Here is a 20,898-nt window from a genome sequence, read left to right on the forward strand (position 1 = left end):
AGGTCGGCCATGAAGCTGCTCGTGTACGGCGCCGGAGTACTCGGCAGCCTGTTCGCCGCCCGCATGCATGAGGCCGGTCACGACGTCTCGCTCCTCGCCAGAGGTGGGCGCCTGACCGCTCTGCGCCGGCACGGGGTGCAGCTCGCCGAGGGAGACAGTCCAGATGTCAGGCGGGTACCTGTACCGGTGGTCGAGCATCCGGACGGCGGGTACGACCTGATCACCGTCTTCGTCCGCACCCACCAGGTGGACGCGGTGCTGGAGTCACTCGCCGGCCTCGAAGGCGACGTGCTCTTCCTCCACAACTGGGCGGCCGGCGCGCAGCCGTTGGGCGCGGTGATCGGCCACGGGCGGGTGCTGCTCGGCTTCCCCACGGCCGCCGGCACGATGGACGGCGATGTGGTCCGCTATCGCAGGACCAACTTCATGACACGCCGGGTCGCGATGCCGATCGGCGAGCCCGACGGCCGTACGACTCCGCGGCTGGAACGGATCGTGGAGACGTTTCGTGCCGCCGGGATCAATGCCAAGGCCGAACCGCGCATGGATGCCTGGCTCAAGACGCACGCCGCGTTCGAGGTCCCGCTCGGGCAGGCGGTGCATGCGGCGGGCGGCCCGGTGGAGCTGGCCGCCGACCCCGGCGCGGTCCGCGGCATGCTCCACCTCGTGCGGCAGAACCTCGCGGCCATGGCGACGCCACCGGTACCTCGCGCGTTCGCCGCGTTGCGGACCCTGCCGCAAGGTCTGCTGGTGACCGTGCTCCGGCGCTTCCTGAAGAGCCCGACGGCCGCGCACAGCGGACTCAACCACCCCTCGCCTGCCACGGCGGCCGAACTCGGGCGGCTGGCCGAACAGCTCCGTGCCCCTGCGGGAGCCTGCTGAGCCGCCACCGTCCCGGTGGCGATGGAACGTCCGGCCTTCGGAGTTGGCGTGGTTGTCTCCCCTCTTGCGGCTACGTCTCTTGCGGCCACGTCCTTCAGCGCGGCGCTACAGGGCGAACGCTGGTTGATGCGGCCCTAGTAACGTCGTGTCGTATGACCGACTCCGAGATCGAGATCACCGCTGACCTGGTCCATTACCTGCTGCGGGAGCAGCATCCGGACCTGGCACGGCTGGCCTTGAGCGAGGTGGCGGGTGGGTGGGGCAACCACATGTGGCGCCTTGGGGACGAGTTGGCCGTGCGCATGCCGCGTACAGAAGGTGCCCCGGACCTTCTGCGCAAGGAGTGCCGGTGGCTGCCCGTCCTGGCCCCGCGCCTGCCGCTTCCGGTTCCCAGCCCCGTACGGATCGGCGAACCGTCCGCGCGCTTCCCGAGGCCCTGGACCATCATGACGTGGGTGCACGGGGAGCCACTGGACCACACCTCGATCAGCCGGGGCGACCACGCGGCCGACACTCTGGCGGGCTTCCTCAGAGCGCTCCACGTGGAGGCGCCCGCCGATGCGCCTACCAGTTCGGACCGCGGCGGTCATCCCAAGCAGTACACGGACGGCTTCGACCACTTCTTCCACGCCGTCGTCCCCGGCGGCATCGCCGCCGAGGTCCGGGCCGTCTGGGACGACGCCGTCGCGGCCCCCGGGTGGGAGGGCCCGCCGGTATGGGTGCACGGTGACCTTCAACCCGCGAATGTCCTTGTCTCGGGCGGGACGCTCTCAGGCGTGATCGACTTCGGTGACATGTGCGCCGGTGACCCGGCGTGGGACCTCGCGGGCGCATGGGTGATCCTTCCCGCGGGCGCCGCCGCACGCTTCTTCGACGTATACGCGCAGGTGGACGGGGCGACGATCCGGCGTGCCCGCGGGCTGGCCGTCCTGAAGAGCCTGTTCCTCATGCTGATGGGCCAGAACGGCGACCGGGGCCTTCCCGGCGGCAAGCCGGCATGGGGCCCGGCGGGCCGGGCAGCGCTCGATCGTGTCCAGAGAGGTGGTTCGACGTAGGCACGGAGCGGCGCATCTCGTCCGGCCGCGGGGCTCCCGGCACCCCCCGCCGACCCGCGAAGTCCCGGCACGCGCACCGCCGTTGGGCCTCCGCCGCGTACTCGTACCTCGCCGCGTGCTCGTACTCTGCCGTGTGCTCGTACTCCGTCGAGCGCCGCTCCGCGTGCCGCTTCACGCACGAGGCGTCCCCGACTCCGGACCGGGCGGTGCCCCGGCCGTCCTGGTCATGGTGTGCGGCGCGAGGGACGGCATGCGGACCGGGCACATGGCGGAGCCGGGCACACGCGCGGTCAGTCGGGCGGCACATGGCTGAAGCGGCTCACGGTGTGCAGGTCCGTCTCGATCGCGGCGGCGGTGGCGCGGAGCCGCGGGAGCAGCTCGGTGCGGCAGGCCGCGGGGGAGCGGCGGCTGGTGTGCATCGCCACGTTCAGCGCGGCGACGGTACGGCCTGAACGGTCGTGTACGGGTACGGCCAGCGAGCGCAGCCCCTCCTCCAACTCCTCGTCGACCAGAGCATGTTGCTCCTCCGCGACGCGCACGAGAAGCGCGTCGAGGCGAGCGGGGTCCGTGAGCGTGTGCGGGGTCAGGGGGCGCGGGGCGACGCGGGCCAGCATGCCGCTGCGCTCCTCGGCCGGACGGTCGGCGAGCAGGACGCGTCCCATCGAGGTGGCGTAGGCGGGGAAACGGGTGCCGAGGGTGATGTTGACGCTCATGACGCGTTCGGTGGCGATACGGGCTGTGTAGCGGATGTCGTCCCCGTCCAGGACGGCGAGAGAGGCCGAGTCGTGTACGTGGCCCACCAGTTGGGCCATGTGTGGAACGGCGATCTCGGGCAGCGAGGTGCGGGAGAGCGGCGGGTGGCCGAGCCCCAGCACGCGCGGGGTGAGCCGGAAGAGCCGTCCGTGCGCGGTGACATGGCCGAGGTGCTCCAGCGTCAGCAGGGCCCGACGGGCTGTGGCACGCGGGAGACCGGTTGCCTCGGCGACGGCGCTGAGGGTGCGCTCGGCGTGCCCCTCGCCGAAGGCGCCCAGGACGGCCAGTCCACGTGCCAGCGACTCCACGAAGCCGGCGCCGAGCGCGTGCTTCGAGGCCGTGGTCCAGCGGGCCAGTCCGTCCGGCGGGTGGCCTCGCCGCTCCGTCGCCCCCGCTGTTGCCGTTGCCCCCGCCGTTGCCCTCGGCATCCCCGCCCAACCCGTCGCCGTTTCCGCCGCGCTGTGCTGCCGGACCGCGTCCTCCATTGCGGCCACCGTCTTCCGCAGCGGGCGCATGACGGCCCTGCGCAGTCCTTCGGCGCTGTGCCGGCTGGTGTGGCTGACGACGCTCACCGCGCAGACCGTGTGTCCGTCGGGGCCGTGTACCGGTGCGGCGAGCGCGACCAGGCCGGGTTCGATCCGCTGGTCGTCCAGCGCCCACCCCCGCTCGGCGGCGTGCGCCGTACGCTCCTCGAAGTCGCTCGCGCCCAGGTCACCGCCGGTGTCGATGCCGCCTGGCGGTGGCGGCGGAGGCACGGCAGGGAAGCCGCGGTCGTCGGGGTCGGCGGCCCTGCGTGCGCGCCATCGGGCCCAGTCGGATTCCGTCCAGGTGGTGGCGAACAGCGGCCCCGGCGCTGTCCGTTCGGCGGGCAGCAGGTCGCCTATGCGGAAGGTGAGGGACATCGCGCGCCTGCGGGTGGTCTGGTGCACGAAGCGGATGCCGTCACCGTCGGGGACGGCCAGGGACACCGACTCGTCCAGCTCCTCCGCCAGCCGTTGCGCCAACGGGCGCAGCACGTCCGGGAGTTCGAGCGCGGCGAGGTAGGCGTTGCCCAGCTCAGCCAGCCGGGGGGCGAGCCGCGCCTCGTTGCCGTGCAGGCGTACGTACTCCATGCACGCGAGCGTCCCGGCGATCCGGTCGACGGTGGAGCGTGCGAGCCCGGTGGTGCGGGCGAGTTCGCTGAGGCTCATCCGGCCGCCCGCGTCACTGAGCGCCCGCAGCACGGCGATCCCCCGCACCAGAGGCCCGACGATCCCGGTGGACGTGGACGTGGACGTGGACGTGGACGTGGACGTGGACGTGGACGTGGACGTGGACGTGGACGTGGACGTGCACTTGGACGTGCACTTGGGCTCGGATGCGGACATGGGCCCGTCCTCGGAAGTGGGCCCGTCCTCGGCCTCGGGCCCGGCCTCGGCCTCGGGCGAAGTGGCCCCGGTAGGTGGGCCGGTGGTCGGCAACGGGCCCTCCCGAGGCGTTGACAGGTGTGCCGGGCCGGCACAGAATCTGCGCGGATCGGGAGCGAACTCTAGTTCACCTGGCGAACACCGAGGAAGGGGAGCCGGCTTCCATGGACAAGGTCGAGGAGTCAGCGGTCCGCGCGGTCGGTGACATTCCGGACGGCGCCACGCTCGCGGTGGGCGGCTTCGGGCTGAGCGGAGTGCCGAACGTGCTGATCGACGCCGTGCACGCGAGCGGAGCACGGGGCCTCGGCGTGGTCTCCAACAACTGCGGCGTCGACGGCGGCGGCCTCGGCGTCCTGCTGGCGGCAGGGCGTATCGCCCGGGTCACCTGTTCGTACATCGGAGAGAACAAGGAGTTCGCGCGGCAGTACCTCGGTGGGGAACTGGAGGTCGAACTCGTGCCGCAGGGCACGCTCGCCGAGCGGCTGCGCTCCGGTGGCTGCGGCATCCCCGCCTTCTTCACCCCGGCCGGTGTCGGCAGCCAGGTCGCCGACGGCGGGCTGCCCTGGCGCTACGCCCCCGACGGCACGGTCGCGGTGGCCTCGCCGGCCAAGGAGGTCCGTACGTTCGCCGGCCGTGACCACGTACTGGAACACGGCATCGGCACGGACTTCGCGCTCGTCCGCGCCGCACGCGGTGACCGGCACGGCAACCTCGTCCTGAACAAGGCGGCACGTAACTTCAACCCGCTCGCGGCGATGGCGGGCCGGGTGACCATCGCCGAGGTCGAGGAACTGGTGCCGCCCGGCGCAATCGACCCTGACGCGGTGCACGTGCCGGGCGCTTTCGTGCAGCGTGTCGTGCCGCTCACCCCCGCGCAGGCGGCGGCCAAGCGCGTCGAGAAGCTGACGGTCCGAGAGGCGGGGCCGCGCTGATGGCCTGGACACGCGACGAGATGGCGGCCCGGGTGGCGGCCGAGCTGACCGACGGCAGTTACGTCAACCTCGGCATCGGACTGCCCACCAGGGTCCCCGGATTCCTGCCGCCCGGCGTGGACGTGGTGCTGCACTCGGAGAACGGCGTCCTCGGCGTCGGACCGTATCCGTACGAGGGCGAGGGCGACCCGGACCTGATCAACGCGGGCAAGGAGACGGTCACGGTGCTGCCGGGTGCCGCGTACTTCGATTCAGCGCTCTCCTTCGGCATGATCCGCGGCGGGCACATCGACGTCGCGGTGCTGGGCGCCATGCAGGTCTCCGCGCGGGGCGACCTGGCCAACTGGGCCGTGCCCGGAAAGATGGTCAAGGGTATGGGAGGTGCGATGGACCTCGTGCACGGCGCCCGCCGGGTCATCGCACTGACCGGCCACACCACGGGGGACGGCGCCCCGAAGCTCGTCGAGGCGTGCACGCTTCCGCTCACCGGCACCCGTTGCGTGCACCGCGTCATCACCGACCTGGGTGTGCTCGACGTGACGGCCGACGGGTTCAGGCTCGTCGAGACGGCCCCCGGCGTGACCCGCGACGACGTACGGGAGAAGACAGGAGCCGCCCTCTCGTGAACACAGCCGCCTCCTGAACGTCCACCGCGTGGACGCCGTACGCACCCCGGTCTTGGAGAGGTGAGGGATTCGATGACACTCGCACACGACGCGGATCCGGCACACGACGCGGATCCGGCACACGACGCGGATCCGGCACACGACGCGGATCCGGCACACGACGCGGATCCGGCACAGGACGCGGCTCCGCCGCAGGACGCGGCTCCGCCGCAGGGCGGGACTCCCAAACAGGACGCGACGCCCACACAGGAACGGATCTCCGAGGAGATCGCCGCCGGACACGCGGCGGCCGAAGCGGCGGCCCCGGACGGCGTACAACGGCACCATCCGCCGCGCGACTTCGCCCCGTACCGCAGCAGCGCACTGCGCCATCCCCGCCATCAGCTCGTACCGGTGAGCGGGGACCCGGAGGCCATGGAGCTGAGCGGTCCGGTCTTCGGGGCCACCGATGTGACCGCGCTGGACGCGGACTTGACCCGGCAGCACGCGGGCGAGCCGCTGGGCGAGCGGATCACCGTCACGGGCCGGGTCCTGGAGCGCACCGGGCGGCCCGTACGCGGCCAGCTCGTCGAGATCTGGCAGGCCAACGCCTCCGGCAGGTACGCACACCAGCGTGACCAGCACCCGGCGCCGCTCGACCCGCACTTCACCGGCGTGGGCCGCTGCCTCACCGACGACGAGGGGCGCTACACCTTCACCACCGTCAGGCCCGGCGCCTATCCGTGGCGCAACCACGTCAACGCCTGGCGGCCGGCGCACATCCACTTCTCGCTGTTCGGCACCGCGTTCGCGCAGCGCCTGGTGACCCAGATGTACTTCCCCGGCGACCCGCTGTTCCCTTACGACCCGATCCTTCAGTCCGTCACCGACCAGCGGGCACGCGACCGGCTCGTCGCCGCGTACGACCACGCGCTGTCCACACCGGAGTGGGCCCTCGGCTACCGCTGGGACATCGTGCTCGACGGCCCGTCAGCGACGCCGACCGACCCGGAGGAGGAACGGTGAAGCCGCCGCCAGATGACCAGCCCACAGACCGTGCGCCGAACCGTATGCCGGGCCATGCGCCGGGCCATACGCGGCACCGTGCGAATCAGCCGCGGATCCCGGCGCAGGGGCGGGAGTTGCCGCCCACGCCCTCGCAGACCGTCGGCCCCTTCTACGGGTACGCCCTCCCGTTCCCCGGCGGCGGGCAGGTCGCGCCCGTGGGACACCCCGGCGCCATCACCCTGCACGGAACGGTGCGCGACGGTGCGGGGGAACCCGTCCCCGACGCGCTGCTGGAGTTCTGGCAGGGCCCGGGACGCCCAGGGTCGCTCCGCAGGGACCCGGTGACCGGGGGCTTCGCCGGGCGCAACGGCGTCGACTTCACCGGCTTCGGGCGCGTGCCCACCGACGCGGACGGAGGCTGGGTGCTGCGTACGCTGCCGCCGCCGCCCGAGCGGGGATACGTGTCGGTGTGCGTCTTCGCGCGCGGGCTGACGCACCACCTGTTCACGCGCGTGTACGTTGGCGCGCCGCCGCCGGACGACCCGTTGCTCGCCGCGCTTCCCGAGGAGCGGCGACGCACGCTGCTCGCCGTGCCCGTGGAACCGGGCCTGTATCACTTCGACATCCATTTCCAGGGTGGGAAGGAGACGGTCTTCCTTGTCTTCGATGGAACCGATGAGTCCGATGAGTCCGAATCACCCGATGGGTCCGATGGGCCCGAGCAATCCGACGGGCTCGACGGACTCGACGGCCTCCACGGGTCCGACGGCTGAGACGAATTCGATGGATTCGATGAACTCGATGGATCCGACGAGTCACACGCCTTCCACGACCACCGCCCATGATGCCGGGGCCCACCGGCCGACGGACGTGGGACTGCTCGCGCCGGTACGCGCGGGCAGCGAAGCGGAGGCGCACACGGACGACCGGGCGGTACTCCAGGCGCTCCTGGACGCTGAGGCCGCGCTCGCCCGCGCGCTGGACCCGGCGGCGGGCGAGACCGTCACCGAGGTCGCCGGCGCCGGCCACTTCGACGCGCGGGACCTCGCGCTGCGCGCCCGTACAGGCGGCAATCCGGTGATCCCGCTGGTGGCCGACCTCACCGCCCTGGTAGCCGAACGGGCCCCGCAGCACGCCGAGTTCGTCCACCGGGGCGCCACCAGCCAGGACATCCTGGACAGTGCGCTGATGCTCGTCTCGGCGCGGGTGCTCGACACGGTCGCAGCCGACCTGGAGCGCACCGCGGACACCCTCGGCGCGCTCGCCGCGGCGCACCGGGACACGCCCATGCCCGGCCGCACCCTCACCCAGCACGCCGTACCCACCACCTTCGGCCTCAAGGCGGCCGGCTGGCGTGCCCTCGTCCTGGACGCACACGCCGCGCTCGCCCGGGTGCGGTCCGGGCTGCCGGCCCAACTCGGCGGCGCGGCGGGCACCTTGGCCGCCTATGGGGACGGCGGGCCCGCGCTGGTCGCCGCCTTCGCGCGGCAGCTCGGCCTCGCCGAACCCGAGCTGCCCTGGCACGTACTGCGCACCCCGGTCGCCGACCTGGGAACGGCGCTGGCACACGCGACGGGGGCGCTGGGAAAGCTCGCGGCGGACGTGCTGGTGCTCTCCCGTACCGAGATCGGCGAGGTGGCGGAGGGCGCAGTCGGCGGCTCCTCCGCCATGCCGCACAAGCGCAACCCCGCGCAGGCGGCCCTCATCGCCTCCGCCGCCCGTCAACTGCCCGCGCTCGCCTCGATGTTGCTGGGTTCCCTGGCGGCGGAGGACGAACGCCCCGCCGGTGCCTGGCACGCCGAATGGCAGCCGCTGCGTGAGGCGCTGCGCCTGACGGGTGGCGCCGCTTCGGCGGCTGCCCGGCTCTGCGGCGGGCTGGTGGTACACCCCGGGCGGATGCGCGCGAACCTCGATCTGACGGGCGGGCTGGTGCTGAGCGACCGCCTTCTCGCGGCCCTGGAGCCCGAGTTGGGGCGCGCTGCGGCCCGTGACCTGGTCACCGGGGCTTCGCTGCGTGCCGCGCGGAACGGCACCGACCTGTTCGGCGACCCGGAGGTGAGGTCGCGGCTGCCCCCTGACGTGCTCGCCGCACTCGCCGACCCGGCGCACCACCTCGGCGCCGCACCCGCCCTCGTGGACCGCGCCCTGCGCCGCACCTACGGAGCGTGGCCGACCCGGCGTGACCAGGACACCCGCCGCCCGCACGGGCCCCACGCGAACACCGGGGACGCCCCATGACCGCCGCGCACCACCCCCGCCGGGTGACCTCGCTGGCGCTGCTGTGCACCTCGGCCCGCTTCGGCGAACCCCAACCGTGGTGGGAGCGGGCCGTGCTCGAAGCGCCGCGTACACATCTGGAACCCGGCGGCGCGGCGGGCGCCGTACCGGGAGCGCCCACGGGCGCGGAAGGGGAGAGCTGATGCGTACCACCGTGGGCATCATCGGCGGCGGACCCGCCGGTCTGCTGCTGGCCAGACTGCTGCACCGGGAGGGTGTCGACAGCGTGGTGCTGGAGCGCCGCACGCGGTCCTACGCCGAGCAGCGGCAGCGCGCCGGAATCCTGGAACAGGCCACCGTGGACGCGCTGCGTGCGGCCGGTGCGGGGGAGCGGATGGACCGCGAGGGCATCCCGCACGACGGCATCGAACTGCGCTTCGACCGCCGCGCGCACCGCCTCGACTTCCCGGCCCTCACCGGTGGGCGCAGGGTGCGGGTCTATGCGCAGACGGAGGTGGTCACCGACCTCATCGCGCTCCAGCTCGCGGAGGGCGGCCCGCTGCTGTTCGAGGCCGAGGCGACCGGGATCGCCGGTGCGGCCGGCGGCAGCCCGGTGGTCCACTTCCGGCACGAGGGCCGCGAACAGGAGTTGACCTGCGATTACGTCGTGGGCTGCGACGGCTTCCACGGGGTGTCCCGTGACGTGATGCCCGCAGCTGAGCGCACCACCTACGCGCGTACGTATCCGTACTCCTGGCTCGGCATCCTCGCCGAAGCCCCGCCGGTGTACGACGAGTTGATCTACGCGCACTCCTCGCGAGGCTTCGCGCTCGCCAGCATGCGCTCCCCGACGGTCAGCCGGCTCTACCTCCAGGTGCCGAACGGCACGGACCCGGACGACTGGCCCGACGAGCGGATCTGGGACGAGCTGGACACCCGGTTCGCACTCGACGCCGACCCCGGCTGGAAGCTGGCGCGCGGCCCCGTGACATCCAAGTCGGTGCTGCCGATGCGCAGCCACGTCATCGAACCGATGCGGTACGGGAACGTGTTCCTGGCGGGGGACGCCGCGCACATCGTGCCCCCGACAGGCGCCAAGGGGCTCAACCTGGCAGCGGCCGACGTGATCGTCCTCGCCCGCGCCCTGGCCCACCGGCAGCGGACGGGTTCCGACACGCTGCTGAACGGCTACTCGGACACGTGTCTGCGGCGCGTCTGGCGTGCCGAGCACTTCTCGTACTTCATGACGACGACACTGCACAGCGCACCCGGCCAGGACCCGTTCGAGACCCGCCTCCAGCTCTCGCAGCTGGACCGCGTGGCCAGTTCACCGCACGCGGCGGCCGAACTCGCCGAGAACTACACGGGGTTGCCGCTCCCCGCACGGTGACGTGGGCGTCGCGGTGGGACTGGTGAGCGGGCGGGCCGGCGAGCGGGCACGCGTCGAAGTGTCCGTGCAGAACTTCCAGTTGCTGCCCTACCTGGTGGAGGGCACCCGCCGCGTGGCGATGATCCAGGAACGCCTGGCCCACCGGATCGCGGGACTGGCCGCCGTACGCGTACTCGACTGCCCCTTCGCCGCTGTGCCGGTGCAGGAGGCGATGTGGTGGCACCCCGTGTACACCCAGGACGCGGCCCACATCTGGCTCAGAGAAACGGTCGCACGCGTAGGAGCCCGGGTCGGCGCCCCCGCTGGCGCGGCGGCACCAGACCGGTGACGCACCACGCGCACCCGCCCCGCATCGCGCGCACGGCGGGCGCCGTACGCGCCTCGCGCTCCACGGAACAGGCACGGCACGGGCACGGAACAGGCAGGGCACAGGCACGGCACAGGCACGGGCGGTCCCGGCCGGATCGCCCGCTCCATGCCCGCGCTGCCGTGCCTGAAGGACAAGGCGCTGCGCGCCTCGGCAGCGGAGCGCCGACCGCGGGAGTGCCGCCCTGCCCCTGCCTCCGCCGCCCTGCCGCCGCCCCCTAGATTGGCTCGATGGGCTTCTTCGACAGACTGACCGGCACCAGGCGCCCCGGCGGCGAGGTCGCACCGCGGCCCGCCGAGGACATACGGGAGCTGCTGCTCGGCCTCAACGGTCCTGACGTCCCCTACGTCGTGCGCGACGGCGCCCCGGAAGGCGTCGACCTCGTCGCCGAGTGGCGGCTGTTGGAGCCCGCCTGGCAGACCTTCTTCGCCCGCGCCCAGCTGAGCCGCCGTATCCGGATCCGGATGAACTTCGCCCTGCCGGGCCACGAGGTCCGCGCTCTGGACGAGCACTGGAAGGTCAAGTGGGCCGGAGGCGTACCGATATCGACAGAATACGGGCGCGGCCCTGTGAAAACGACGTCCCGGCAGTGGACGATCGGGCGGGGCAACGGGGGTGGTCCTGAGGTGGTGGAGACGTTCCGCTTCGACAGCTCCGAGCTGAAGGAGCCCCTGCGGGACACGGTTCTCGGGGCGGGCTGGACCTGGCGCGGCCTGGTACTCCGCAACCCCTGAGCCGCCCCGGGCCCCGGCCGGACCGCCCGCCCCCTTCCGCACCGGCTTGCACGCATCCGGGCCCGCCTCGCATCCGGGCTCGCCCTGCCGCAACGCGGACCGCGTCAGTGCGGTCGCCGCAGTCCCGCGACGAGGAGTGCGACCAGTCGCCGTGCGTCGTAGCGCGAGTTGTTGCCGCCGGCGCAGAGACCGCCGACGCCACGCATCAGTTCGTAGGCGTCCTGACCCGGGCTGATCTCGCCCGAGGCGACCGCGGCGTCGAGCAGTTGGGCGCACACGGGCTCAAGCCGCTCAAGGAAGTAGGAGTGCAGCGGGTCGAAGCACGGGTCGTCGGACTGGAGCACGACGGCGAGCCCCTGCTTGGTGACCACGAAATCCACGAAGAGGTCGATCCACTCGGCCAGGGCCGCGTGTGGGGTCTTCCCGGTGTCCAGCAGTGCGGGACCGGCTTCCGCGAGGGCTTCGACCTGGTGCCGGTACACGGCGACGATGAGATCTGCCCGGGTCGGGAAGTGGCGGTAGATCGTGGCCGTCCCGACACCGGCCTCGGCCGCGATCTGACGGATCGGCGCTTCCACGCCTGACGCGACGAAGACGGTGGCAGCCGCGCCGAGCAGGTTCTCCTCGTTGCGCCGCGCATCCGCCCGCTTCGTCCGGGCCGCGCCTCCTGCGGCCCCCTCGCTGTCGCTCACCGCGCCCTTCCCTTCCTTTCCATTGGCCCCCGCCTCCGTTCGGTAAACGGGACACTGTCCCGTATAGTCCTAACGGGACAGTGTCCCGCTTGTTGATGATGGCAGAGCCGGGACCTCGCGGACAAACCGCGCACGTCCCGTCGTCCGGATCTGTGACGCCCATGCGGCGCCGCGGGTCCCCAGGAAGGAAGGTCTTTCCCATGGCCGCAGCAGACATGGCTCGCACGGAGATACCCCTCACCGAGGCCACCCCCGTCGTCTCCGTGAAGCCGGTGGCGCTGGAAGCCCCGGGACGCGGCGAGGACCTGCGGGTACGGATCTCCGCGCCGACGACAGGGAGCGAGCTGCCGGTTGTCCTCTTCTCGCACGGCTTCGGCTCCTCACTGGACGGCTACGGCCCGCTGGCCGACTTCTGGGCCGCTCATGGCTTCGTGGTCATCCAGCCCACCCACCTGGACTCCAGGACCGTGGCACTTCCCCAGGGCGACCCCCGCGCTCAGCGGCTCTGGCGGTTCCGCGTCGAGGACATGAAGCGCGTTCTCGACCGGCTCGACCTGCTGGAAGCCGCCGTACCCGGTCTCGCCGGCCGCCTCGACCGCACGCGCATCGCCGCGGCCGGACACTCCTTCGGCGGTCAGACGGCGGGCAACCTGCTGGGCCTGCGCGTTCTCGACCCGGTGAGCGGGGTCGCCGACGACCTGTCCGACCCGCGGGTCACGGCGGGCGTGCTGCTTGCCACGGCCGGCAGGGGCGGAGCCGACCTGACCCCCTTCGCGGCCGAGAACCTCCCGTGGCTGAAGGGCACCGACTTCGCGCACCTGACCACGCCGGCCCTCGTGGTCGCGGGAGACAAGGACGAACTGCCGATGTCCGTCAGGGGCCCTGAGTGGCTCACCGACCCGTACCACCTGAGCCCGGGGCGCAAGAGCCTGCTCACGCTGTTCGGGGGCGAGCACTCCCTCGGCGGAATCCCCGGCTACGAAGCCCGGGAGACCACGGACGAGAACCCCGAGCGCGTCGCCCTGATCCAGCGGGTCACCTGGGCCTACCTCCGCCAGGCACTCGGCATGGAGGACGCCGGCTGGACGGCCGCCCGGAAGTGGCTGTCGGAGGGCACCAACCCGCTCGGGCGGCTCGAATCCAAGTGACGCCCCGGTGACGCTCCGAGGAGCGCGCCGACTCCCCGGGACCGGCGGGGCGCCCGCCGCTCCCGCCGTTCCCGGCCGACCTGCCCCGTGCCCGGCCTGCCCCTCCCGTGGCCGGCGTGCCTTGTCCGGCGGGCGCGGGGTGAGTCGCCGCAGCATCATGGACGTGGGTCTCGTAAGGGCCGGTGTCACGAACCCGCCGCGTGGGGGCCCGGGGACCCACGAGCCGGGAGGCGACGATGCAACGCTTCGGCGAACCGAGTGGGGGACCCGGCCGGAGCGGCGACGCCGAGAACGCGGTTCCCGCACGTGTCGCTCTGGCCGTCAACGGCATGGGCAGCTTCATCTGGGACGTCAAGGGCGGGGTGATGCACTACGACGACGCCGGCCTGTCGGTCATGGGGTTCCGCCCGGGGGAGTTCGACGGCCGTCTCCGTACGCTCGGCGAGCGGATGGTGGAGGAGGAGCTGCCCGCGATCCGGGCCCGGGTCGACCGCGCGCTGCGGGAGCGGTCGGGGTTCAGCCTCTACTTCCGCGTACGGCACGGCGACGGCTCGCTGCGCTGGACCCACACGCAGGGCAACGTCGTCTGCGACGACGAAGGGAGCCCCGACCGGGTCATCGGGATCATCAGGGAGGCCGGCGACGAGCTGCGCGCCGCCAACCAGACCCGGGAGCTGTACCAGGCCAGGAGCGATGTCCGCCGGCAGGCCGACCTTGTGGGCTGCCTCAACGACGCGCTGGCTCCCACCGTCACCGTGAACGACGTCGCCGAGGCGCTCACCAGTACCTCGCTGCTGCTCCAGCTCGGCGCAGCCAGCATCGTCCTGGGGATGGTGGAGAGCGGCCGGGTCGTGGTGGTGGGCTCCAACGGGCTGCCGCGGGAGTGGGTCGAAAGCGCCCATCTGGCCAGGCTCGGTGCGCCGCTGCCGCTCAGCGAGGCGGTACGCACCCGGGAGCCGGTCTTCCTCACGGACCGCGACGACTTCGCCGAGCGGTACCCGGTGCTGGAGCCGTATCTGGACGAGGTGCCGGACGCCACCGCCGCCGCGTACCTGCCACTGATCGCCCACGACGCCCCCATCGGCGCCCTCGGGCTCTCCTACAACGGCAAGACCCGGTTCAGCCGCGAGGAACGCACCGTGCTGACCGCCCTGAGCGGCACCGTCGCGCAGTCGCTCCAGCGTGCGCTGCTCTACGACGAGGAGCACGAACTGGCCGCCGGGCTGCAGACGGCGATGCTCCCCGGACATATGCCGTACGTCCCGGACCTGGACCTCGCCACCCGCTACCGGCCGGCGCGCTCCCGCGGAGAGATCGGCGGCGACTGGTACGACGCCGTGACGCTGCCCGACGGCCGGATCGCCGCGGTCGTCGGCGATGTGCAGGGCCACGACGTGACGGCCGCCGCCGTCATGGGCCAACTGCGCATCGCGCTACGCGCTTACGCGGCCGAGGGGCACCCGCCGGCGAGCATCATGACCCGCACCTCGGCGTTCCTCGCCGACCTGGACACCGACCGCTTCGCCACCTGTCTGCTGGTGCTGCTCGACGCGCGTACAGGACACGCCGTGACCGTGCGCGCCGGTCATCTGGAACCCGTACTGCGCCGGCCCGACGGAAGCGGTACCTGGCTCGACACCCCCGGCGGGCTGCCGCTGGGCCTCGCCGCACCTTCGGCGCACCCCGCCTACCCCGAGTCCGAGACGACGCTGGAGCCGGGAGCGACGCTGCTGCTGTGCACGGACGGCCTCATCGAGACACGTGCGGCCGACATCGACGAGGGCCGCGCCCGGCTCCTGGACGCGCTCAGCACAGGCCCCGGACACCCGGACCCTCTGGCCGACCACCTGCTGAACGCGATGGGCGACTACACGGGCCAGGAGGACGACGTCGCCCTCCTGCTCCTGTGCCGGGTACCCGGCAGGACCACGGCGCCGTCCCATGTCTCCGCCACCATCGACCGCGCCGACCCCCGGGCCCTCCATGCCGCGCGCCGCACCCTGCGCAGGGCCCTGGAGGACTGGTCGATGGAGACCGTCGCCGAAACCGCTGAACTGCTCGCCAGCGAACTGGCCACCAACGCCCTGCTGCACACCGAGGGCAGCGTCACCTTCACCGCCGGGCTCGTGGGCCACCACGACGGGCGCGTCCTGCGCCTCTCGGTGACCGACGCCTCCTCCTCCGCCCCCCGAAGGCGTGCCGCGACGGAGCAGTCGGCGTCGGGGCGCGGGCTCATGCTCATCGAGGAACTCGCCAGCAACTGGGGAGTCGAGCCCCGAGGCAACGGCAAACGCGTCTGGTGCGAAATCCCCGCCGAAGCCTGAGCGCCCGGGCGGACGGCACTTTGGCCGGTTGTCGCGCACGCCTCTTTCCGCCTATGCATCGTTTTGTAGCCAAAGTCCGTCGAAATCATTCGTTCCGCCTCTACGGCCCGGCTACGTTCAGTGCCCCACCGGGCACAGTCGGTGGATCCCCCGGAACCCTCGGCAACAGGAGGTCAGTATGTCCGCACCTGTCGTGAACTTATTGGGCGGTCTCGACCCGCGCGCCCGTTTCGCGTACCCGGAAGCACCGGAGCCCGAGGAGACGTGGAACCTCCGGGGCGGCGGCACCGCCTGGGTCTACCGGGTGCCGGGCCGGCCGGCGATCGAGCGTCCGGTGATCCTCTCCGACGGCTTCTCCAGCCTGCCCAGCACGAAGAACGAGCTGTACTACGGCCTGGAGGGGGAGGGCTCGCCGAAGTACAAGTTCATCTCGGCTCTCCACGGGCGCGGCCACGACCTGGTGCTGCTGGGCTACGAGGACCGCACGAAGTCGATCCTCGACAACGCCGAGGTGGCCATCGAGTGCATCAAGACCGCCCTGTACAAGCAGGTCGGCGAGGCGCCGCTGACGGTGGGCGGGTTCAGCATGGGCGGGCTGATCACCCGGTACGCGCTGGCCAAGCTGGAGCGGCAGAAGATGATGCACAGGACGGAGCTGTACGTCTCCTACGACACCCCGCACCGGGGCGCCTGGCTGCCCATCGGCATCCAGAAGCTGATCCCGTATCTGCTGGGCGACTCGCGGATGCTGGGCCTGGTGAGCAGTCCGGCGGCGAAGCAGATGATGCGCTGGCACACGAGCACGCTGGAAGGCGAGCCCGACATGCACAAGGACCGCAAGGACTTCCTGGAGGAGCTGGCCAGGCTCGGTGACTGGCCGATGATCCCCAAGCTGATCGGCGTCGCCAACGGCGACGGCCAGGGCATCGGCAACGCCATCAAGCCCGGCGAACTCGCCCTGTCGGCCGAGGGCGACCTCTCCGGTACGAGGCTCTACACGCAGCCCCCGGGCAAGGGCGCGCTGGTGGCGGAGCTGGCCAAGACCGGCGCCGACCCGGTCAGCATCCGCACCGACACCGTTCCCGAGATCGACGGCGCTCCCGGCGGCACCCTCAACAACTTCGACATGGTGGCGCAGCTGCTCAACGCGCTCGGCGCACCGGCGACCGCGCACCACCTGTCGACGTGCTTCGTCCCGTCGGGAAGCGCGGTCGACCTGGTCGACTTCGACCTGTCGACGCCCGAGGCCGACCCGTTCGCCGACCTCAGCACGCTGCCGGTGGAGCAGAGCGGCCTGCACGAGTACCTGTGCGCACCCACGAGCGCGGCGCACACGTCGATGACGCCCGAACTGGGTTCGTGGATCGTAGGTCAACTCCCCGGCTGAGCAGGGCCGTTGACCTATCGGTGGTGAGCACCGGCCCCGGCGGCCGGTGCTCACTCCTGGTGGGCTCTGGTGCGGAGCCCCCAGGTGCTGCCGGGGCAGCCGCTGGGGAGCGGCGGGAAGACGTGTCCCTTGACGTCGGTGCTCCAGTGGTGGCCCTGTCCGCAGTCGCACTCGTAGATCCCGCTGGTCGGGACGGTCTCTCCAGGCTTATAGCGCTCGTTTTCATCCATAAGCCACATATAACGCCCCGAGCCCTGAGGCGCGACCGCCGGAGCACACAGGGCAGGCGGAGCGGGTGGCGGGCAATGGCGTAATGCCCGTTTAGCGTGTCGATCTTTCCGGAACCTCTCCACCGCGCAGCCCCCGCGGGGCGTGCGCAGGTGTGTGCGCAGAGCGCCGTTCCGGCTTGAGGAGACACGTTATGCAGGGCTTTTCCCGGGAGCCGGGCACCCACGGCCCTCTGGAGGAAGAGATCCCCACGGCGGGCAAGCGCAAGGTCGGCCGCTGGGGGGCGGTGATCGCCGTCGGCGGCTTCCTCTTCGGTTACGACACCGGGGTCGTCTCCGGTGCGCTGCTCTACATCAGGCGGGACTTCGACCTCAACTCCTTCCAGCAGGGCGCCGTGGTGAGCGTCATGCTCATCGGGGCGATGTTCGGCGCACTGGGAGCCGGCCGCGTCGCCGACCGTATCGGCCGCAAGAAGACCCTCGCCCTGGAGGGGGTCGTCTTCATCTTCGGTACGGCCATCGCCGTGGCCGCCACGGGATTCGGCATGTTGGTCGCCGGACGGGTCGTGCTCGGGCTCGCGGTCGGCGCGGCCTCGGCGACCGTGCCCATCTACCTCTCGGAGATCTCGCCGTCCCAGATCAGGGGCCGGGTCCTCAGCGCGAACCAGCTGATGATCACGGTCGGCATCCTCGCCTCGTACCTGGTCGACCTCGCCTTCGCCGGGAGCGGGAACTGGCGTGCCATGATCGGCGCCGGCTTCGTCCCCTCGGTCTTCCTCTGCCTCGGCACGCTGTTCCTGGTGCCCGAATCCCCGCTGTGGCTCATGCGGAACGGCGAGAAGGAGAAGGCGCGGAAGGTGATCGCCATGGTCAGCGACGAGGAGCACGCCGACCGGCTGCTGGAGAGATTCCGGCAGTACCAGGAGCAGCAGAAGCGGTCGGGCGGCGGGGAGGGCGGATCGCAGCAGTCGCAGCGGCAGGGCTGGCGTGTGCTGCTCACCGCCAGGGCCCGTCCTGCGCTGGCCGTCGGCCTTGTGCTGGCGGCCGTTCAGCAGTTCGGCGGCATCAACACGATCATCTACTACTCTCCGACGATCATCGAGCAGACCGGTCTGAACGCCTCGAACTCGATCTTCTACTCGGTCTTCATCGGCGCCATCAACCTGCTCATGACACTGGTGGCCCTCCGCCTCATCGACAGGGTGGGCCGCAGACGGCTGCTGATCATCTCGCTGGCCGGAATGCTGGTCACGCTCGCCCTGCTCGGGCTCAGCTTCGTGGCGGACTGGAACTCGGAGCTGTCGCTCGTGTTCATGGTGCTCTACATCGCCGTGTACGCCGGTGGCCTGGGCTCCGTCTTCTGGGTGCTGGTCGGCGAGATCTTCCCGCCGTCGGCGCGCGCACCCGGTTCGAGCGCCTCGACGACCGTCAACTGGCTGTCGAACTTCGTGGTCGGCCAGGCGTTCCTGCCCGTGGCCGATGCGCTCGGCCAGGGGGAGACCTTCTGGATCTTCGCGGTCATCTGCGCGGTCGGGCTGGTCTTCGTCGGCCGCTTCGTGCCCGAGACCCAGGGCAGGGACTTCGCGGAGGTCGACGCATCGCTCCAGGCCCGCTTCGGACACAAGCCGTCCTTCGGGAAGGGGAACGGAAACGGGAACACCGGGAGCGGCGGCGGCACCGGGAACGGCAGCGGGAGCGGTACCGGTGGCGGCGGCAAGGCGGAGGGGAGCGGTAACGGTCGGAGCGGCGGCAGCGGCAGGGGCGGCGAGGGCGGCGACGGCGAGGGCGGCGACGGCGGACACGGGCCCGTGACGCGGGACTGAGCGTGGACGTCCGCCCCCCGTCGCGCCCGCCCCCCGTCGCAGCGCTCCTGCGCGAGGGGCTGCGCAGGGCACGGCACGCGTGGGCGGACGTCCGGCGGCGCGTGGCGAGCAGCATGTGGCCCGTCCTGCAGCAGACCATCGCCGCCGCCCTGTCCTGGTGGCTCGCGGGACACGTCATCGAGCACCACCAGCCGATCTTCGCGCCGATCACCACGATCGTCGCCCTGAACACCACTCGTGGCGGACGCGGCACCAACGCCGTACGGTTCGTCCTCGGCGTCGTCGCGGGAGTCCTCGCCGCCCAGCTGACGGTCCTCGTTCTCGGACCTGGCTACGCCACCCTGGCGGTCGCCGTCTTCCTCGCCATCCTCGCGGCGCTCGTCGTCGGGGGCGAACGCATCACCATGGCGCAGGCCGGCGTGAGCGCCGTCATCGCCGTGGCCACCGGCAGCAAGGCGGGGATCGACCGGGTGTATGACGCCGTGCTCGGCGGGGCCGTCGCGCTCGTCTTCAGCCAGCTCCTCTTCCCCGCACACCCGCTGTCCGTGCTGCGCCGCGCCGAGACCGCCATTCTCGGCGCCCTGGCCCACGCGCTGACCCTGACGGCCGAGGTCATGGAGCGTGAGAGCGAGCGGGGCGCCGACTGGACGTGGGAGCACCTGCGCGCCGCCTACCTGCGGCTGGCCGATCTCGGCGAGGCGCGCGACAACGCGGACACCGCCGCACGCCGCTCACCCCTGTGGTGGGGCCAGCGGCAGCCCATCGAACGCGAGAGCGCGTACGCGGCCCGGCTGGACCTGCTCGGAAACAGCTGCCTCACCCTCACCCGTACGGCCACGGGGCTGCCCGCCGGACAGCGCGCCGTGCTGTCGCCCGAGGTACGGGAGCTGGCCGAGACGCTGCGTTCCCTCACCGTGTCCTCCGACGACCGCACCGCCCGGCAACGTGCGGCCGAACGGGCCCTCGCCGTCGGCCGACGCGTGACCGGCCCGGACACCGGCCACGGCTCAGGTTCCCGGTCCGACTCCGGCTCCGGCCCCCGCTCCGACTCCGACTCCGACTCCGACTCCGGTCACGCTCCGGAGCAGGAAGCGGGACTTCTTGTGGCCCGCGCGGGTGTACGGATGGTGGTCCTGGACCTCCTCGTCTTCGTCGGCGCCGACCTCGGGGAGCACGGTGGCGCCGGCAGTGGTGCCGTCACCGGCTTCGGCGGGGCCACGGGCGGGCCGCTCGGCGGGGTGACGCACGTACGCGTCAGCGCCCCGCCCGAGCTGCGCCGGCCTTTCGGCCTTCCCTTCCGCCTCTCGTTCCGCCATCCGTTCCACCGGCGCAGGGACTGAAGTGGCGGACGGCCTGGGCTCACCGCGCGCCCCGTTCCCGTACCAACTGCTCGATGGCGGCGAGGCGTTGCTCCAGCCGGTCGATGTCGCCCCGTGTCGCCTGCTGAGCCGAGGGCAGCGGGACGATGAGGAGCCGTCCGTCGGGCTCCAGGCTGCCGCGCTCCACGGTGCGAACGGTGCCGCCCGTCTGGACCCGTACCGCCTGGGAGACCTCGCCCGAACGCAGCCCGAGCCGCCGCAGTGCGCTCCGTACGAGCTTTCCGTCCCGTACGACGGTGGTCGATGAGCCCTCCAGCAGCCGGGCGGCGTGCTCGTCGGAGGCCAGCCACCTGTTCAGCAGCGCGTTGACGGCGACGAGGGTGGTGGCGCCGATGATGCCGCCCAGAAGGCTGTAGTCGGCGCCGATGACGGCGTTCTGGACGACGTTGGACAGCAGGAAGATCACGACGAAGTCGAACGTGTTCATGTTCGCGAGCCCTCGCTTCCCGGTGAAGCGGAAGAGCGCGACGATGACCACGTAGACCAGTACGGTCCGCAGGATCTTGTCCGCGACCGGGATCTCCAGCGTCACCATGTCCTGCCACATGCCGGGCCACCTCTCCGTGACG

The 20,898-nt window shown here is 71.9% G+C and carries 18 protein-coding genes and 2 pseudogenes; 16 read left to right on the forward strand and 4 right to left on the reverse strand.

Going from position 1 to position 20,898, the window contains the following annotated elements:
- Nucleotides 1-9 precede the first annotated feature (9 nt).
- Both NMN56_RS04820 and NMN56_RS04825 read left to right on the forward strand, forming a co-directional pair.
- Nucleotides 10-882, forward strand: a complete 873-nt coding sequence (locus tag NMN56_RS04820) for a ketopantoate reductase family protein (RefSeq protein ID WP_274039116.1) — start codon at nucleotides 10-12, stop codon at nucleotides 880-882.
- A gap of 152 nt (nucleotides 883-1,034) precedes the next feature.
- Nucleotides 1,035-1,937, forward strand: a complete 903-nt coding sequence (locus NMN56_RS04825) for an aminoglycoside phosphotransferase family protein (RefSeq protein ID WP_274039117.1) — start codon at nucleotides 1,035-1,037, stop codon at nucleotides 1,935-1,937.
- 290 nt (nucleotides 1,938-2,227) lie between these two features.
- Here the strand turns inward: NMN56_RS04825 and NMN56_RS04830 are convergent, their stop codons facing one another.
- A complete protein-coding gene (locus NMN56_RS04830; protein WP_274039118.1) occupies nucleotides 2,228-4,057 on the reverse strand; it encodes an IclR family transcriptional regulator domain-containing protein in 1,830 nt (609 codons plus the stop codon).
- A gap of 203 nt (nucleotides 4,058-4,260) precedes the next feature.
- Here NMN56_RS04830 and NMN56_RS04835 point away from each other — a divergent pair, with 203 nt between their 5' ends.
- The 9 genes and pseudogenes from NMN56_RS04835 (at nucleotide 4,261) to NMN56_RS04875 (ending at nucleotide 11,349) form a co-directional block, all read left to right on the forward strand.
- Nucleotides 4,261-5,028, forward strand: coding sequence for a CoA transferase subunit A (locus tag NMN56_RS04835; RefSeq protein WP_274039119.1), 768 nt, complete (start codon nucleotides 4,261-4,263; stop codon nucleotides 5,026-5,028).
- Complete coding sequence (locus NMN56_RS04840; RefSeq protein ID WP_274039120.1) at nucleotides 5,028-5,654, forward strand: CoA transferase subunit B; 627 nt, start codon at nucleotides 5,028-5,030, stop codon at nucleotides 5,652-5,654. The genes NMN56_RS04835 and NMN56_RS04840 overlap by 1 nt, the downstream gene beginning before the upstream one ends.
- A gap of 72 nt (nucleotides 5,655-5,726) precedes the next feature.
- Entirely contained in the window at nucleotides 5,727-6,659 is a 933-nt protein-coding gene (pcaH, locus tag NMN56_RS04845; RefSeq protein ID WP_274039121.1) for a protocatechuate 3,4-dioxygenase subunit beta, read from the forward strand.
- A 44-nt stretch (nucleotides 6,660-6,703) separates the two neighbouring features.
- Nucleotides 6,704-7,306, forward strand: a pseudogene (gene pcaG / locus NMN56_RS04850) (protocatechuate 3,4-dioxygenase subunit alpha); the annotation flags it as partial.
- 136 nt (nucleotides 7,307-7,442) lie between these two features.
- Nucleotides 7,443-8,879 (forward strand): 3-carboxy-cis,cis-muconate cycloisomerase, encoded by a 1,437-nt coding sequence (gene pcaB / locus NMN56_RS04855; protein ID WP_274039122.1) that lies wholly within the window; start codon nucleotides 7,443-7,445, stop codon nucleotides 8,877-8,879.
- Complete coding sequence (locus NMN56_RS43215; protein ID WP_430542469.1) at nucleotides 8,876-9,061, forward strand: hypothetical protein; 186 nt, start codon at nucleotides 8,876-8,878, stop codon at nucleotides 9,059-9,061. Before pcaB ends, NMN56_RS43215 begins: the two co-directional genes overlap by 4 nt.
- Nucleotides 9,061-10,248 carry a 4-hydroxybenzoate 3-monooxygenase gene (locus NMN56_RS04865; protein WP_274039123.1) on the forward strand — a complete coding sequence of 396 codons (1,188 nt, stop codon included), beginning with the start codon at nucleotides 9,061-9,063 and terminating at the stop codon, nucleotides 10,246-10,248. Before NMN56_RS43215 ends, NMN56_RS04865 begins: the two co-directional genes overlap by 1 nt.
- A 37-nt stretch (nucleotides 10,249-10,285) precedes the next feature.
- Nucleotides 10,286-10,576 (forward strand): annotated as a pseudogene (locus tag NMN56_RS04870) (type 2 periplasmic-binding domain-containing protein); the annotation flags it as partial.
- Nucleotides 10,577-10,845: 269 nt separating this feature from the next.
- The gene (locus NMN56_RS04875; RefSeq protein WP_274039124.1) at nucleotides 10,846-11,349 is read left to right on the forward strand and encodes a hypothetical protein; all 504 of its coding nucleotides are present in this window, start codon (nucleotides 10,846-10,848) and stop codon (nucleotides 11,347-11,349) included.
- A gap of 104 nt (nucleotides 11,350-11,453) precedes the next feature.
- Here the strand turns inward: NMN56_RS04875 and NMN56_RS04880 are convergent, their stop codons facing one another.
- Complete coding sequence (locus NMN56_RS04880; protein ID WP_274039125.1) at nucleotides 11,454-12,041, reverse strand: TetR/AcrR family transcriptional regulator; 588 nt, start codon at nucleotides 12,039-12,041, stop codon at nucleotides 11,454-11,456.
- Nucleotides 12,042-12,241: 200 nt separating this feature from the next.
- Between NMN56_RS04880 and NMN56_RS04885 the strand changes: the two genes are divergently transcribed.
- The 3 genes from NMN56_RS04885 (at nucleotide 12,242) to NMN56_RS04895 (ending at nucleotide 16,900) form a co-directional block, all read left to right on the forward strand.
- Nucleotides 12,242-13,189: an alpha/beta hydrolase family protein gene (locus NMN56_RS04885; protein ID WP_274039126.1), complete on the forward strand. Its 948-nt coding sequence runs from the start codon at nucleotides 12,242-12,244 to the stop codon at nucleotides 13,187-13,189.
- A gap of 236 nt (nucleotides 13,190-13,425) precedes the next feature.
- Nucleotides 13,426-15,513 (forward strand): SpoIIE family protein phosphatase, encoded by a 2,088-nt coding sequence (locus NMN56_RS04890; protein ID WP_274039127.1) that lies wholly within the window; start codon nucleotides 13,426-13,428, stop codon nucleotides 15,511-15,513.
- Nucleotides 15,514-15,691: 178 nt separating this feature from the next.
- Entirely contained in the window at nucleotides 15,692-16,900 is a 1,209-nt protein-coding gene (locus tag NMN56_RS04895) for an esterase/lipase family protein (protein ID WP_274039128.1), read from the forward strand.
- Between the two features lie 50 nt (nucleotides 16,901-16,950).
- Here the strand turns inward: NMN56_RS04895 and NMN56_RS04900 are convergent, their stop codons facing one another.
- Nucleotides 16,951-17,130: a hypothetical protein gene (locus tag NMN56_RS04900; protein ID WP_274039129.1), complete on the reverse strand. Its 180-nt coding sequence runs from the start codon at nucleotides 17,128-17,130 to the stop codon at nucleotides 16,951-16,953.
- A 191-nt stretch (nucleotides 17,131-17,321) separates the two neighbouring features.
- Here NMN56_RS04900 and NMN56_RS04905 point away from each other — a divergent pair, with 191 nt between their 5' ends.
- Both NMN56_RS04905 and NMN56_RS04910 read left to right on the forward strand, forming a co-directional pair.
- On the forward strand, nucleotides 17,322-18,950 hold the full coding sequence (locus NMN56_RS04905; protein ID WP_274039130.1) for a sugar porter family MFS transporter: 1,629 nt from the start codon (nucleotides 17,322-17,324) through the stop codon (nucleotides 18,948-18,950).
- A 2-nt stretch (nucleotides 18,951-18,952) separates the two neighbouring features.
- Nucleotides 18,953-20,290 (forward strand): FUSC family protein, encoded by a 1,338-nt coding sequence (locus NMN56_RS04910; protein WP_274039131.1) that lies wholly within the window; start codon nucleotides 18,953-18,955, stop codon nucleotides 20,288-20,290.
- Nucleotides 20,291-20,309: 19 nt separating this feature from the next.
- On the opposite strand, the gene NMN56_RS04915 is transcribed toward NMN56_RS04910, so the two are convergent.
- Nucleotides 20,310-20,876, reverse strand: a complete 567-nt coding sequence (locus tag NMN56_RS04915; RefSeq protein ID WP_274039132.1) for a DUF421 domain-containing protein — start codon at nucleotides 20,874-20,876, stop codon at nucleotides 20,310-20,312.
- Nucleotides 20,877-20,898 lie beyond the last annotated feature (22 nt).

The sequence above is a fragment of the Streptomyces iconiensis genome (assembly GCF_028657195.3).
Taxonomy (GTDB): Bacteria; Actinomycetota; Actinomycetes; order Streptomycetales; family Streptomycetaceae; genus Streptomyces; species Streptomyces iconiensis.